This window comes from Blautia sp. SF-50 (assembly GCF_900101315.1).
Taxonomy (GTDB): domain Bacteria; phylum Bacillota; class Clostridia; order Lachnospirales; family Lachnospiraceae; genus Blautia_A; species Blautia_A fusiformis.
Map to the genome: position 1 here is coordinate 1 of NZ_FMUW01000051.1, position 15,574 is coordinate 15,574.

The 15,574-nt window shown below is 36.5% G+C and carries 11 protein-coding genes and 1 pseudogene; 5 read left to right on the plus strand and 7 right to left on the minus strand.

What is annotated here, in order from left to right:
* A partial coding sequence (locus BLP57_RS16780; protein WP_139148852.1) for a helix-turn-helix domain-containing protein occupies positions 1-202 on the minus strand: 202 nt, incomplete at its 3' end.
* Positions 203-334: 132 nt separating this feature from the next.
* Positions 335-814: an ABC transporter ATP-binding protein gene (locus BLP57_RS16785; protein WP_092073370.1), complete on the minus strand. Its 480-nt coding sequence runs from the start codon at positions 812-814 to the stop codon at positions 335-337.
* Positions 815-1,202: 388 nt separating this feature from the next.
* Between BLP57_RS16785 and BLP57_RS16790 the strand changes: the two genes are divergently transcribed.
* The 5 genes from BLP57_RS16790 to BLP57_RS16810 all read left to right on the plus strand — a co-directional run bounded on the left by BLP57_RS16790 (position 1,203) and on the right by BLP57_RS16810 (position 6,603).
* Complete coding sequence (locus tag BLP57_RS16790) at positions 1,203-1,733, plus strand: DUF5697 family protein (RefSeq protein ID WP_092073373.1); 531 nt, start codon at positions 1,203-1,205, stop codon at positions 1,731-1,733.
* Positions 1,734-1,740: 7 nt separating this feature from the next.
* Positions 1,741-2,406 carry a DUF6100 family protein gene (locus BLP57_RS16795; RefSeq protein ID WP_175443009.1) on the plus strand — a complete coding sequence of 222 codons (666 nt, stop codon included), beginning with the start codon at positions 1,741-1,743 and terminating at the stop codon, positions 2,404-2,406.
* A gap of 139 nt (positions 2,407-2,545) precedes the next feature.
* Positions 2,546-3,652 (plus strand): hypothetical protein, encoded by a 1,107-nt coding sequence (locus BLP57_RS16800; protein WP_004223623.1) that lies wholly within the window; start codon positions 2,546-2,548, stop codon positions 3,650-3,652.
* The gene (locus BLP57_RS16805) at positions 3,642-5,648 is read left to right on the plus strand and encodes a VirD4-like conjugal transfer protein, CD1115 family (RefSeq protein ID WP_025579348.1); all 2,007 of its coding nucleotides are present in this window, start codon (positions 3,642-3,644) and stop codon (positions 5,646-5,648) included. The genes BLP57_RS16800 and BLP57_RS16805 overlap by 11 nt, the downstream gene beginning before the upstream one ends.
* Positions 5,649-5,673: 25 nt before the next feature.
* Positions 5,674-6,603: a hypothetical protein gene (locus BLP57_RS16810; RefSeq protein WP_059085305.1), complete on the plus strand. Its 930-nt coding sequence runs from the start codon at positions 5,674-5,676 to the stop codon at positions 6,601-6,603.
* A 680-nt stretch (positions 6,604-7,283) separates the two neighbouring features.
* On the opposite strand, the gene BLP57_RS16815 is transcribed toward BLP57_RS16810, so the two are convergent.
* The 5 genes and pseudogenes from BLP57_RS16815 to BLP57_RS16835 all read right to left on the minus strand — a co-directional run.
* A complete protein-coding gene (locus BLP57_RS16815) occupies positions 7,284-7,949 on the minus strand; it encodes a DUF6973 domain-containing protein (protein ID WP_025580954.1) in 666 nt (221 codons plus the stop codon).
* Positions 7,950-8,003: 54 nt separating this feature from the next.
* Positions 8,004-10,100 (minus strand): peptidase domain-containing ABC transporter, encoded by a 2,097-nt coding sequence (locus BLP57_RS16820; protein WP_025580955.1) that lies wholly within the window; start codon positions 10,098-10,100, stop codon positions 8,004-8,006.
* A gap of 42 nt (positions 10,101-10,142) precedes the next feature.
* Entirely contained in the window at positions 10,143-13,280 is a 3,138-nt protein-coding gene (locus BLP57_RS16825) for a type 2 lanthipeptide synthetase LanM family protein (protein ID WP_025580956.1), read from the minus strand.
* 116 nt (positions 13,281-13,396) lie between these two features.
* Positions 13,397-13,597, minus strand: a complete 201-nt coding sequence (locus BLP57_RS16830) for a plantaricin C family lantibiotic (RefSeq protein WP_025580957.1) — start codon at positions 13,595-13,597, stop codon at positions 13,397-13,399.
* A gap of 475 nt (positions 13,598-14,072) precedes the next feature.
* Positions 14,073-15,435, minus strand: a pseudogene (locus tag BLP57_RS16835) (transposase); the annotation flags it as partial.
* Positions 15,436-15,574: the final 139 nt, after the last annotated feature.

Sequence of the window (15,574 nt, forward strand, 5' to 3'; positions counted from 1 at the left end):
AGGGAATAGGGGCAAATGCATCTGCGCTTCTTTCCCTGATAATGGAATGACGTCTGATTTCTTTGGATATGGTACTTGGATCCTTGCTTAATTCTATTGCAATACTTCTAAATGAATCACCGTTATTTAAATGCTGTTCGATTATAATACGTGCAGATAAGTCAAGATGTTTTTGGTTGCCTTTTGGTCTTCCTGTATTCATTTTATCCTCCTTCTGCACAGGCAGGGGATCATCTGCAGTAGTATTTTATAAAAAGAAGAAGGAAAAATCCATGCAGAAGTAATTTCTACAGGTATAGAATTTACTCTTGCAAGGTAGAATTTAAAAATTCATTTAACTTATTTTTTTATTTATTTTTCCAATTGCTATTATTACCCCAATTATAGTTAAACTCTGAAATACACTACTTATAATATTATCAAAAACAAAAGACCATATTTTATTTGCATCAATATTGATCTTTTGATGTAAATAAGATGGATTAAATTTACTACTTTCGCTATAGTCGGAATATTGTACACACCTTATAATTTCATTCATTGTTTTAAATACAAGTTGGGACTGAACTTTAGTTTTATAAATATTAAAACAATATGTCAACATTGTAGTTATCACCCCTAGCCCCACTATTAAACAACCAAATTTAATTATTTTTTCTTTACTTGGTGTATATATCACTATATTAAAGTAAAAACCGTTCAAATACGGAACAACTAATGCTAATACAAAAGTCAGGAAATTCCCCATAATTATAAAAATTAAAAGCCTTTTATTTTCACAAAAATTTTTATACACAAACCGTAATAGTTCCATAAATACCTCTTTATCAAAATTTCATATATCATTTCATTATAAATTTTTGTTTTTCCCACATTACCATAGTTCCTATATACTTCCCATATTTTTTGTTTAAAATGCACTTTTTTTTTTCTATTTGGCACATTTACTTCTTATATTTTACTTCAACTTGGCACACTTCTGCGATTGAAGGGTTATCTTACCCATGTTACAATTGATATTGCTTATAGTATTCCTATTTTTTACCGGCACCTTAATTGGTGCTTTTTTTGTACCCGTAAACCTTTCGCTGACAGTAGCCAATACTTACACAGTACGTACAGCGTACTTCCCCTAAAATAAAACGTATTCTGTGCGTACAGTGTAAGTAAAACTTCCTATTATATAATGAAGGGAGATTACCATGAAAACAAGAAATGAAATCTATCAAGGGGAAGGTGCCCAACTGCTCCGGTTCATTACAACTTACCATTCGCTGCAATATGAACAGATCTTACGGCTCTTTTCCAAAAACAGAGAGTCTATCAAGTCTCTGATCACCAGTCTGGTAAAACAAAAACGCATTATCTATGATAAGGAGAACGGGCTTCTCTGCGACAGCCAGGAATCTGCAAACAATCCTGATTATGGAATGATTGCATCTTTTTGGGTGCTTTTGGACTTCAAAAACGCCATTGTGTACCATACTGACGGTGAATTTCCTGTGAAATTGAACTTTTTCTCTAAAGATGAGTGGTATGAAGTCCTCTATGTCCCCCAGGAGCAGGAATATCTTATCAATCATGTCATGGAAAGCCAGACAAAAAGCGATGCGAAACGGCTGGTTGTATTAGAATCGGAAGAACAGGCTTCAAAAATCCATATCACAGGTGTGATTGCCTTTTGCCTTGTAGACTCCTCTACCGGATCTGTCAGCTATTATGCAAAGAAATGAGGTATGTATGAACACCAAAACTGTTTTTGACCGTTTACAGAGCATTGATGATGAAGTCCAAAAACTTCACAACACTATTTTTGCATTGAAAACAACAGATATTCAAGCGTATGCCGACAAATACGAAGAGCTGAGTATCAGTGCTGCCCTACGTTCTGAAAGGATTGCCTGCCAGCTCAGAAATCTGGTATATACCACAACTGATACTGGAAAGAAAGACTATCTGAAACAGGCTGCGGCTGTGCAGGGAATCAAAATCTCTTTTTCAAATCGTGTTCTTTCCATTACCATGCCAGGACTACTGCCCAAACGTAAATTGCGAACCAACACCGCTTTTCTACATGAGCCATTAAACCTTGCCTTGCAGACTTATGTGACAGAACATTCTATTCCGTTATATAAAAGATGTGTGGTCTGTTTCAGTCAAATTTATGACCAGAGCCTTTCTTTACAACGGATACGTGATTACGATAATTTGGAGTTCAAACAGATTTTAGATACTATCGCTTCCTATGTTCTGGTTGATGATACGGGACTATTTTGCGACTCCTATCACACTACAGAACTGGGGAATTACGATCACACCGTTATCTTTGTAATGGAACCGGAAATCTTTCCTGGCTGGCTGAAAAATAGAAAATCGTCTATCAAAACCATATCGGAAATTTCCTGATATTTTTCTTTCTTTTTCCGATATAGGTAATTTTTCTGCAAAGAAGCCATATTCTTTGCATTTTTTATGCTTAATACCGCCCTTACTTTACCCAAGTATAGGCTGTCATAGGTAAAAATCGAACTGAGGTGATGCTTATTTGATAAAAACCGATTCTATAAAATATCAGCTTTTGGAAATGGTTGGACTATGTGGGGAATTCCCTTCCGGACAGCTTAACAGATTGATTGAGAGTGATTCCTATGCAGAGAAGGTGGTTACAGATTTAAAGCAGAGTAAGCTTATAAGAACACACTATAAAGATGGCCTACGAGGTTATCGCCTTACCAAACGGGCAAAAGAACTGCTGCTTTCGCAAAATTCCTGTCGTTTTCAAAACTATTTAACCGGAAATGCAGAAACCAACCTCATACGTAGCGAATTACCAAGACGGCTGCGACTTCATCAAAAAGCAGAAACCTATTTGACGCTTTCCCATGCTGGAATCCCATTCTTTCCAGATGAAAAGCCCCTGCTTTTTTCTGAATCCGGCGAAGCGGCTACGTTTCCTATGCGAAGCCTTCCTCTGTTTTACTCTTCTAGGGAAATAAAAAATCTTGGAGCATCCACTACTAAAATCAAAAATTCCCGTAGTATGGGAATCCTGATGGCTCCTCACTGTGTCTATGCTGTTTATAATACCGGAAATACACTTCTAAAATGGGAATACAAAACGGAAGTCCGACTCAATGCTTTTTTGCAGCACTATCTTCAAGGACTTCCTTACCATGGCCCGCCTACCGTTTATGCCATCATGACCGGCAGTGATATGGATATGGCTTTCCGTCTCCTTACCAGTACCGGGGGATACAAAAAAACACTGTTCATGCTGGATACTGCGTATGAACACTTCTATTTCCTGCCCAATAACAGCTACGGAGAATACCTGCTCCGTTTATTGGTACAACCCCAGCGTATGATGCAGCTTAATCAGTTACTACTGTCCGACTGTTTTCCCCAGCGTGAGGATCTGCCAATTGAACATGATGGAATAGACAGCCAGGAAAACCCTATTTTGCTTGCGTATGATTTTGACATGCAGCGTATCAACCGCTTCAATACTGGATTAAATGTATATGGGCTATCCGGGAACCTGATTTGCTTTGACTTTCAGCTTCCCTGCCTGAAAAAATACCTGACTGCAGATATACACTTCTCCAGCATTGATTTTCAAAAGTTTAAAAGGAGGTTTTTCAATGAACCGTAAATGGTGGAAGTTCCTGTTTTTGCTTCCCATAAGCGTCTGCACTCTGTATGCCGGAGGATACGCAGCACAATTTATTAAAAACTATCAGGAATGGACTTCTGCCGGAAACTTTGCCGGCAACGGAACCTATCCGCAAGCAGCTTCTTTACACCCATTGGTATGCTTTCATACTGCCCTTACCGATTTCCCATACAATTTGTATGGGATTTTTCTTTGCCTGGTTCTCTTTGGGCTTCTTACTTTTTTACTTATGCGTATGGGATATGACAGAAACGGGGAAATTAGTGACCATGACCGGAACTTAAATTACTCTACAAAAGGAACCTACGGTACATCCGGATTCATGACTCCAGATGAAATGATGAAAGTTTTGGAACTGACCGGAGATGTCAAGAAAAATAAAGGAACCATTTTAGGAAAATTAAATGGCAAAGCCGTATGTCTTCCATATCAAACACGAATGAATAAAAATATCGCCGTGTATGGTGCCAGCGGTTCCATGAAATCCAGGGCATTTGCCAGGAATATGATTTTCCAGTGTGTCGCCAGAGGGCAGGAAGGCAACAACGCTTCCGGGGAAAGTTTAATCATTACCGATCCCAAAAGCGAACTCTATGAAAGCATGTCTGCTTATCTGGAAAATGAGGGCTATGTAGTAAAAGCATTTAATCTGGTCAATCCGGAAAACTCGGATAGTTGGAATTGTCTGGGTGAAATCAATGGACAAGAAACGATGGCTCAGGTATTTGCAGATGTCATTATCCAGAATACAGGTTCCGGAAAAGGAGATCATTTCTGGGATAATGCGGAGATGAACCTGCTAAAAGCCCTGGTTCTCTATGTAGATCAGGGCTTTCCGCCGGAAGCCAGAAATATTGGACAGGTTTATAAGCTGCTGACCATGAGTTCCGAAAAGGAGCTGAACAGTCTTTTTGATCTGCTCCCAGTGTCCCATCCAGCAAAAGTTCCTTACTGCATCTACAAACAAGCCAGTGATACCGTGCGAAGCGGAGTTATTATCGGATTGGGTGCCAGACTTCAGGTATTTCAGAATAAACTCATTCGGCAGATTACCTCTTATGATGAGATTGATCTGACACTTCCAGGGAAACAGAAATGTGCTTACTTTTGCATTACCTCAGACCAGGACAGCACCTTCGATTTTTTATCTTCCCTGTTTATGACCTTCATCTTCATCAAACTGGTCCGTTATGCAGATAAGTATGGAGAAGAAGGAAAACTTCCTGTTGCTGTACATATACTGGCTGATGAGCTTGCCAACACCGGAGCTATCCTGGAACTGAATAAGAAAATCAGTGTAATCCGAAGCCGGAATCTCAGCATTTCCTGCATCTTTCAGAATTTGCCCCAGATGCAGAACCGCTATCCTTATAACCAATGGCAGGAAATCATTGGCAACTGTGATACCCAGCTCTTTTTGGGCTGCACAGATGAAGTTACTGCTACCTTTATCAGCAACCGCAGCGGCGATGTGACCGTAGGGGTAAGCAGCGAAGCCAAGCAGCTCAATAGCTGGCGGGTATCCGACTATACACCGGAATACCGGCAGACAAAATCTATCGGCAAACGAAAACTCTTAACACCAGATGAAATCTTGCGGCTCCCGCTTGATACTGCTTTGGTTATCCTACGTGGGCAAAAAGTCCTAAAAGTAGAAAAGTACGATTATACCCTGCATCCAGATGCCAAAAAGCTGACACCAAGAAAAGCATCGGAACACATACCTGAATGGCGCAAAAATGGGTCTTCGGAAGAAACAGAGTATCGACCACAGCCCTCACCCGGATCAGCCAAAAGGAAACGCCGTTCATCTTCTGCGTCAATAGCAAAACAGAAACCACATTTTACATCCGAACCCGTTTATCAGGAACCTACTCCCGATGATTTTATGGAGGATTTCTTTCAGGAAAATTTTATAGAAGATTCCCCCGACTCTGGCATGGTTCCTTTAGATAAAGATTCCATCATGTCATAACACATTTTGAAAGGAGATAACATTTATGGCAAACGAAACAATGAACCTGAACACCCCTATTTTAACCCTTGACTCCGATACTGTATTAGAAACTGCTCAATCAAAAGCGGATTTAATCTGGCATGACATCCAAAATGCCTATCGTACCCGGAAAATTCTCACCGGCATTCTGGGAGGTATTGAAAAGACCGAAGCCGGCAGCTTAATAGCAATTATTTACTATAAAGATTATCGGGCAGTCATCCCTATCTCGGAAATGATGATCAATCTGATCCAAGATGAAACTCATGATTACGGAGATTTCTCTCTTAGACAGAACAAAGTCCTTAATAACATGCTTGGTAGTGAAATCGACTTTGTAATCAAAGGACTGGATACCAAATCCAGAAGCATCGTTGCCAGCCGGAAAGATGCTATGCTGAAGAAACGTCAGATTTTCTATTTTGATCAGGACTCTTCCGGACAGAATAAAATCCACGAAGACCGTATTGTGCAGGCCAGAGTCATTGCCGTTGCTGAAAAAGTAGTCCGGGCAGAAATCTTTGGTGTAGAAACTTCCATCCTTGCAAGAGATCTGTCTTTTGACTGGCTGGGTGATGCCAGGGAACGATTCCAGGTAGGGGAACATATTCTGGTCCGGATCTTAGCTATCCAGGGAGATTCCCCGGAAACGCTCTCTATCCATGCAGATGTAAAAAGCGTGGAAGGCAACACCAGCAAAGAAAATCTGAAAAATTGTCGGGTACAAGGAAAATATGCCGGTACGGTGGAAGACATCCACAAAGGAACTGTTTTTGTCCGGTTAGAATTGGGTGTCAACGCCATTGCTCACAGTTGCTACGACAGCCGCACCGTTGGGAAGAAAGATAAGGTGTCCTTTGTTGTGACACATATTGATGAAGAACGGAATGTTGCTGTTGGCATCATTACAAGGATTATCAAACAAAATATCTGATTACCAAAAGCAATATGAAAAGGAGCTCACTACATCCATTTCTTATTGCGATACAAGATATTCCATGCTATACTGAGCGAGTATAGCTAATCGAGAAAGAGATGCGGATGCAATTTCGACCAGCCCTCTAGTTTTTAAAGGAGGGTGATGCCCATGAACACAATGGAAGTACTCACATTGCTTTTAGTAGTTTTTGCGGCTCTGACTTACATAGATAATCGACATGATAAGAAATAGCATCCACGATAAACCCTGAGAAAGTTTGATGGATGCTATGTCTTAACATAGAAAAAAATTAAATTTTACTGAGGGCATCAGATCTTGCATCTGATTACCTTTCTTAATTAGATTATACACTGGGGGATATGAGAAATCAAGTCCCCCTTTATTATTGTTATTGTCATTACTTAAACTAAATCGACAAATAATATGTTGATAAATATTTTTCTACAGCCCCCTCATTCTCATTTGACCATCATTTAACAGATTTCACATCTAATTCATGGCTATACATTAGTACTTGGTTCTCATTCTGATTCTTCTTTCAAATTTAGTCAGAGCAGACATTTTTAACGACTATTATTTCTATTCAAAAACAGTCACAGATATCTAAACATCAATAAAATATCTGCGACTGTCTTAGAGATATATTTCATTTCAGTTCATACGTTCTAACTTTTTCATTCATGCAGCCATACAAACAGCGAATCTTCTCTCATTATCTCGTCATATATGATTTCCGCCATTTTCTCTTCTGGTGCAGATAGGTTATCTGCACCTAATTTCCTCCCTATTTCATTGTTATGTAAATCCATTTTTTTGTGCTCATCTTTTGTATATCCATCGCTTTCGTTTCCAGTAGTATCTTTATCTTCATGTGCTGTCGCAAAAAGCTCTGCTTTTTCACTTCCTATCAAAACTGTCATTTCGGCATTCCATATTCCGTGTCTAAATGCGTCACTCCTGTCACCCAAACCATTTTTTCCGAATTTTCTTTCGGTTTGTTTAGTGGCAATTTCCTTTGCTTTATTGACTTTTAGTGCATCAAACGGATATCGAATCACTAATTTTTTCTCAGAAGAAGTAAGTGCGTTCCAAATGTCTATGACGCCATCTTTCTTAATAGCATGAATCTGATCCATAAAATCACTTATCTGCTGTTCACTCCATTCCGGATGTTTTGACTTAACATCTAAAATTTGCTTAACGATATCCTCAAACTCATTAGTTTCATCAATTATAAAACCTCTAGAACTCATACTTTCATTTGAAGCAGCATAAACTGAAATGGGAAGTGATGCACTAATCAGTACGCTCACCCCAATAACTATCTCTTTCTTCTTCATCTGTAATACCTCCCCATACAATGGCTTTTCATATCATAATTTAATTCCTATCTGTCATTGAATACTCTCAAAATACCATCCCTTTTTCTTCATCAAATCCAAATGTGTTCCCTGTTCAATGATGCTTCCCCTGTTCAATACATAGATATAATCCGTATCTCGAATAGAGGAAAGTCTATGAGTAATGATAATTTGCGTTTTATTGGTAGACCTTAGGTTATCATAAATTTTCTTTTCTGTAAGCTGATCCAGATTACTGGTAGCTTCATCAAAAATAACTACCTCCGTATCGCTAAGCAGAGCTCTTGCTATGGCAATACGCTGTTTTTGACCACCTGAAATATTTTGTCCTCCTTCTCCAACAAGTGTATCCAATCCCAACGGCATACTTAAAACTTCCTCTTTTAATGCTACAATGTCTAGTACCTTCCATATTTTCTCATCCGGAGCATCACCTATAATATCAATATTCTTTCTTATACTTGCATTTAAGCACATAGGATTTTGAGTAACTACTGAAAACCATTTATAAATCTGTTCCTTCGACATTGATCTGATATCATAATTATTTATCTCAATACATCCTTGATTAATATCCACGGCACCCAGTATGGCTTTTATCAAGGTTGATTTTCCACTACCCGATAAACCAACAATAGCAATTCTCTCGCCTCGCCTAAGATCAAGAGAAACATTATTCAATGCGTATGCCTGCCCACTATTGTAGCAATATGAAACCGAACTTATTTTTAAATTTTCAAATTTTCCAGGTACAAGAACTCCCGTATGATAATTTTCTCTAAAAATCATTAGTTCCTTATAACGTAAAAGCACTTCTTTAATACTATTGATACTCGGTAACAACAATACAACGGTAGTAAAAGGTGCTGTAAAATATCCCACTAAGGTTGCATAGGCTATAAGTTGTCCTATCGTTAACCCTCCTTGCTTCACACTATAACTTCCAATCACGTAAATCATTAAAGGGAAAATCAAGTTTAAGGTTGAGGAAAAACTATTCATCAAATTACTAATTCGAGTTTTTCCCTTGAATCTTTCTATTAACTTACTATAAGAATTTTGTAAATTTGATTTAACTGCATTATCCATCCCCATACATTTTATTTCCATTATATTCTCCAGAGTATCTATCAGTTCTCCCTGTATTGTACTCTGTGAGTATATATACTCTTTCGTCTTTATGAGATTTTTACCATTTAATAAAATCATTATGGCGATCTGTATAATAGAAACAACTAGAACAAATGCAGTCAAATATGGAGATATACTGGTCATAACAGCTAAACATACCAAGGATGTAATCCCTTGGATTATAATGTTTATAAATCCATTGGTAAGAATGTCGTTCAACTGATTTATACTATTGAAACGGTTCCCTATGTCACCTGCGGAATGCCATTCAAAAAAACTTACATCCAAACGGAAAATTTTATGAATCATATTAGAAATCATTGTTTTAAAAAGTTTCATGTTAATATTCAATAAAATTTTCTGTCTTAGTAAGCTCAATACAAAATGGGCACACATAATCAGAAGAACTAAAAGTGTAATTTTCCATATATGAATTGTAATATGGGCAGAAGATAAACTATCTATTACTTTTTGCACAACCATTGGAACAGCTAATGTAATAAGTTGACACATAAGCATCAACATAATTGCAATCATAAATTGAGAGAATTTTACCTCTATTTTAAATTTGGTTTTTTTTATTTTCTTAATATTTCTACTTGGAATAACGGATACAAGAATATCCTTGTATCCGTTTTTTAATTCTAAAAAATCGACAACTCTTTTTCCATTTGCTGGATCAAACAGAATATATTTTCCTTTCTTCTTAGTTTTATCAACTACCACATAGTGGGAATCATTACACAAAATGGCTGGAAGATACTCTATTAAGTTTTTTTCTTCATGATTATACTGGTATGCAGCAAATTTAAATCCATACTTTTCTGCTAATTCTTTCATTTGAGCTAAGGTCATACCGTCTCTGCCAATCTGAATCTCTGCCCCTATGTCCACGATATCACTTTTACACCCGTAATAATTAAGAATCATTGTCAGACATGCTATGCCACAATCCATGCTTCCTAGCTGTGAAACATAATGCACTTTTTTTTGAAACATCAAGTTCCTCCCTTTGTTAAATATTACTTAGCAATTACGCTCCTAAATCTCCAGAGCCAAAATGCATGGTAATTCTGGGTACAAATCTCTTAATAGAGAGTATCCCATTCCTGAGATTCCTGTCATAAATCCTGGTATCTTATACCCATGCAAATAAGACCTTGCACAATCGTAATTTTCATTTATAATATCCATAGCAATTTGTGTTCTCGCAGACAACATCATATGTCTTACTTCTTCATCATTACATTCTTTTGAATATTCAAGTAATATTTCTGTATTCCCCAAATTCCCATGACATAGACAGTCATTATCTGTAAATCCATACATTTTTGTCGCAAATAGTGCACGTTCAATATCACATTGTACTGTTATATAATCACTACTGTCTTTAACCAGGTTATACATCTTACTTCTTGCCAATAAAATCCCTGGTGCCCCATGACACCATGCTGCCATGCATCTATTATCAGAGTTTTCTTCTTTTTTTGCCTCCTCCCGATTGTCTAACCAATTATTATATTTATCAGAATACATGGTATTTTCATATATTAATCCAGAGTGTATTGCCTTTTGATATTCAATATGAAATTGCTCATTATTTAACTTTGTAAGAGCATAAATTATACCTGTAATTCCATGTGACAGCCCAGATAAGCTCTGCCCGTTTCCGCAGCACCACTTACCCTTATTCTGATTTTTTATAAGAATGTTCCCTGCTTCGCACGCCAATTGCAAATATATATCCTTTTGAGCTAAGTGATAAAGATTAAGAAGAACAATAACGGCACCTGCATTACCATAAATCAGATCATTATTTTCATCTGCTTTCAATGCATACTCTAAAATTTTGCAATGTTTTTCTGCATATTCTAAATATTTTTGTTTTCCTGTTATCTTATATAAAACTTCGTATACATATATAACAGAAGCTTCCCCCGCATAAGCACCGCTACTTTCCTTTTCTAAATCCGTGGATCGTTCCAACATATCATCGGTATATTGAAACATCATGGTCTCAAATGCTTTGCAGGCTGCTGACAAATCCACATCAAAATCTGATTGCTGTAGTGCATTATAAAAAAGGGCAATTCCTCCTAATCCTTCATATAAATAAACCCCTAATGGTTGGATATTCCAAGAAGAATTTTCAGAATTTCCAATAGATGTTATTCCTATCCAATTTATATCCTGCCCATCATCACCATAAAAAGCTTTTTGCTCTAATGTATGTAAAATTTTTAATATGGCATTTTTTTTATATTCCTTTTGTCCATGTTCATTATCGCTTCTACTTATACAAAGTTCATTTATATCTTTTTTAGGTTTCTCAACTTTTACATCATTCAAATCTGTTAAAATTATTTTTATAAATCTAATCTGTTCTTCTCTATCTTTCTTGCCCATAGAACAGATCTTATTTCTAAGATGTTGAATACTAGACTCAGCAAAATAGTTCTTCACCACTTCCCCTTCTGATCCATAAAGATCTTCTTTTGAAGTATTGCTATAAAAATATGGAATATCCATATTCAGCATATCCTTTATTTCCAGTTTTGCAATTTCCATATTCCCTTGCATCTGTTCCACATTTTTTAACACTGCACACAAAAATAGTTGCCTATCTTTCGCATCTTGAAGAAAATCCGGATTGTATGATGTGTGCAATAGCATGGAATACCGCTGAGTATCTTGGACTAAATGCCTAACTTCAATATTTTCAAATATCGAAACATAGTTTAATATAAGCTTCTTATTGTCCAAACAAAATGTATATGCGTCAAAAAAACCTTCGCATATCTCATCTATATACTGATTAGGTTCTTTTACCTTTTCCCCCAGTCTCAGTAAATTATTACTAGCTTGAGTAATAGGTCTTTCATATTCATAATGCATATTTGATGTCCCAGCATTTTTTAATCTTGGAATCAGTATTGGATATTGCTCTCCCTCTTGGCCATTAAGAGCACTCATATTTATACCTTTTCCATTTTTAGTGTATTTATAAAAAGGCAGTACTCCAGAATACAACACTGATTCATGTATCTTATCGTAAATTTTTTCTCTACCTGATTTTTTCTTTTTGTCCCTTTTATTATCTAAGACAGTCTCGGCATCTACAACAACCGGATATCCCCCATTAGCAATAAGATTTTCAGTATGTATATCATTGACATTTAATATATAATTGCAAAAAACAAGCACTCCTATCCGATAATAATAATTCCTGACTTCAGCCTCACTGTTACAAGGAAGATTAACTACAAATTCTTCCCATCCATAGTCCCCACAATCTAAAATCAAAAATTGCTTAAAGTCCTTTTTACAATTGGAAGAAATAAACTCCAAAAATGACTGATATGCTTTCTCCACCTTCAGTCCGTGTGGTTTATAAACTATTTTTCTTCCATCTTGAAACTGAATTAAAAAAACACTATTTCCTTTCTTATGTGAATCTGAACCACTCGTTCTTATGTTTTTTACTTCAGTCCAGCCCTTTTTCCCACCAAATTTATCTTCTAAAAGTAAAGTATCCTTTTCCATTCTTTCCTGCAATAATATATAATTATTTGCCAAATTTTCCATTAATTCTATCAGCATTCTTTTAAGACCTGGATATATGGAAAATAATTCTTTTATATACTTATCATTACCAAGAAATCTCTGATTATAGTCTTTATATTCTTCTGCTTCATCATTTCCTCTAAGTTCTCCTTGTTCTTTTGCTAAATACATTTCAAAAATAAGAGTGCTTAAAGAAACATCTAAAATCCTTTCCGCTAAATTTTTCAAAAAACAGTCCTGAACTACTTTAACAATATATCCTTTTCTACTCTTTCTTTCTAAAACCCGTTTCCCATATCCCAGAAACCTGAGAACAAATTGATCAAATAATACTTTTGTTCCTTTTTTAGTCAAATAGGATATAGCCTTCTCATTACACATATCAGAATATTCCTGATTTAACGTTGCAAAGCTAATATATTTATGATTTAACGAATACTCTGAAAATAATATCTGCTCTATAGAAACCCCATAAGCCTTATCTATTAATTCAATAACATCTTTACCTAAAATGTTATTCCAATATTCTAATATTTGAGTATCTTTGATTGGAACATCCTTATAATAATTTCTTTCATAAAAATAGGAATTATTGTCACAATTATTTTTATCCATAATAATCTCCTCCATTACGTAAAAAATTTTGAATTTGCATATGATATCTATGCATAGAAGCCAAACCTATTCATTCAGTAGTCATCATACCTGTGGTTTCATACCACTCTCATAAACTAACAGCAAACAAACATAATTGTTCCCCAGTTACATTCTTTTGTTGATGTACAGAACTGAGAGCCATCGGAAACTCTTGGTTCACCAGCACCTGCGGAAAAATTGTTTAAATCCGCCTCTTTAATTTCCTTCATTACATTTCCTGCCGGATTCATAAAATTTTCTGGTCTTGTCATTGGATTTCTATAATTTTTCTTCATAAGGCACGCTCCTAACTGCTTCTTGCATAGATACCATATGTAAATTCAAAATGTCTATATCTATACGATTTAATTTTTCACAAAATACTGCAGGAATACAGAACCCTTCAGGTTCATCCTAAGATATTTATTTTTTCATTTCTCATTTCCTTAAAAGGTTCTGTTAAGTTCACTTGACTAGCAGTATGTATTTTCTCTTCTCCTTCCTTACAAACATATATTTAGGTAATTGCGAAACAAGTTCGCAATCCTAACTAAAAAGCGGTAAGAATCCTGCAACGCAGGATTCTTAAGATGAAAAATAGGTACTTCTAAATTTGAACATGACTAAAAGACTTCCCAGATAAACTGCGAAGAAAAGATTGTATGCATATTAATAATCAGGCAATCAAAGGCTTCAAACTCCGGATGTATTGGTATTGATGAATCTTATCAGCGACAAGCACAGTAACAAGCTGGGTAATTCCTGCAAGCAGTAAATCAGCATGAAGTGTTTTCTCATTCTGTGTTTTACGATCTGCAATGCAGAAACTATCTTTGAAATGGTTGATTGACTTTTCAACATTTACACGGATCTTGTAAGTATCCTCCCATTCCTGTGAGCCGCGTTCTACACCAGGATAGGCACGAAGGTTCTTTTCAGGATAAATGTAGATCATTCGTCCGCAGGAAGAAGATGTACATGGATTGTCACAATGACATACGCGATGTTTTGACTTGTCGGCAGGATTGTATTCCCATTTCATTTTTGGACATACAAACTTCATGGTAGGAAGTTTGCTCCGCAAATGGGATCTGCTTCCTTCACGCCGCATCGGAAGTGATGGATCGTGAGGACAGCAGGGAATACCGTTTTCATTGACAGTATAGTCGGTTCCTTCCACAGAAAGCTTTGTTTTTAAAGGGATAAAAGCTTTTTGAAAGCCAATTTCTTCAAAGAGGGATTTGTAAATGTTAATGGCATCAAACGCAGCATCTCCAAGAAACGTCTTTGAATTTATTAAAGGATGTTTCTGGAAAAAGTCAATTAAAACTGGAAGAAGTGCTTTCGAATCGGCAAGGGATTTATCCTCATCCGGTGAATCTGATTTCTTCCCTACAACGATATCAGGATGTTTTTTTAGAAAGTCCTTGTTGTAGAAAGTGATGTCACGAACAATACCAAGCCCGTTCGTAATAATGCCAAATTTATAGGCGTAACAGAAATGTCCATTGATGTACATCTGCTGGATTGCCTGATTGGAAGCCGCATGAGTTGGCATAGAGCCATAAGCAGCTTTATAAGGATCATAGGAATCATCAAGGTTATGGGACTTTTTGAAAGCCTTTAGCTGCTTGATAATACGGTTGGCATATTTTGGGTTATTTTCTGTAACCCATGCTTCAATGCCAGAGGTATCAAAGATTGTCATGGAAGCAAGGGCAGGATCAAGACTTTGGCAGATCGGTTCGGTCAGATCAACAAGATGATCGAACATAGATTGTAAGTCCGATAAAAAATCCTGTTTGAAACGTGTAAATTTGGAACCATCCGGAACAACATCAAAACCGCAGAAATCACGCAGTTCCTGGGAAAATTTCAAAAATACGATCAGGAGTGTGTCCGTCGGGATTGAGAAAATACGCTGGATAAGAAGTGCCTTAAGCATTGGATAAAGCTGATGTTTGCGAGGTCTTCCGGTACTGGCGTAAAAATGAGAAATAAAAGAAACAGGAACAATTTCATCAAGGTTAATGGCTTCATCAAGAAGCGAAAGGAACTGATATTTGTCGTTGTCGAATTTATTTTGACAATCTTCAAAAATTTCTGCCAAAGTGAGCTGTTTATATGTTATCATGTAGGTATATCTCCTTTAGGTGGATTGGTTAATTAGTTTCTAGTCAATTCTATTTTACCATAAACCTTGAGGAGATATTTTATTTTAACGACAAAAAACACCGTATTTATGCAGTGTTTGGCGTTTCGCAAACGCCTAA

Excerpts from the sequence above, each read along its gene's own strand:
- BLP57_RS16785 (WP_092073370.1), bottom strand. The coding sequence starts at position 814 with ATGGAACTATTACGGTTTGTGTATAAAAATTTTTGTGAAAATAAAAGG.
- BLP57_RS16790 (WP_092073373.1), top strand. The coding sequence starts at position 1,203 with ATGAAAACAAGAAATGAAATCTATCAAGGGGAAGGTGCCCAACTGCTC.
- BLP57_RS16795 (WP_175443009.1), top strand. The coding sequence starts at position 1,741 with ATGAACACCAAAACTGTTTTTGACCGTTTACAGAGCATTGATGATGAA.
- BLP57_RS16805 (WP_025579348.1), top strand. The coding sequence starts at position 3,642 with ATGAACCGTAAATGGTGGAAGTTCCTGTTTTTGCTTCCCATAAGCGTC.
- BLP57_RS16810 (WP_059085305.1), top strand. The coding sequence starts at position 5,674 with ATGGCAAACGAAACAATGAACCTGAACACCCCTATTTTAACCCTTGAC.
- BLP57_RS16815 (WP_025580954.1), bottom strand. The coding sequence starts at position 7,949 with ATGAAGAAGAAAGAGATAGTTATTGGGGTGAGCGTACTGATTAGTGCA.
- BLP57_RS16820 (WP_025580955.1), bottom strand. The coding sequence starts at position 10,100 with ATGTTTCAAAAAAAAGTGCATTATGTTTCACAGCTAGGAAGCATGGAT.
- BLP57_RS16825 (WP_025580956.1), bottom strand. The coding sequence starts at position 13,280 with ATGGATAAAAATAATTGTGACAATAATTCCTATTTTTATGAAAGAAAT.
- BLP57_RS16830 (WP_025580957.1), bottom strand. The coding sequence starts at position 13,597 with ATGAAGAAAAATTATAGAAATCCAATGACAAGACCAGAAAATTTTATG.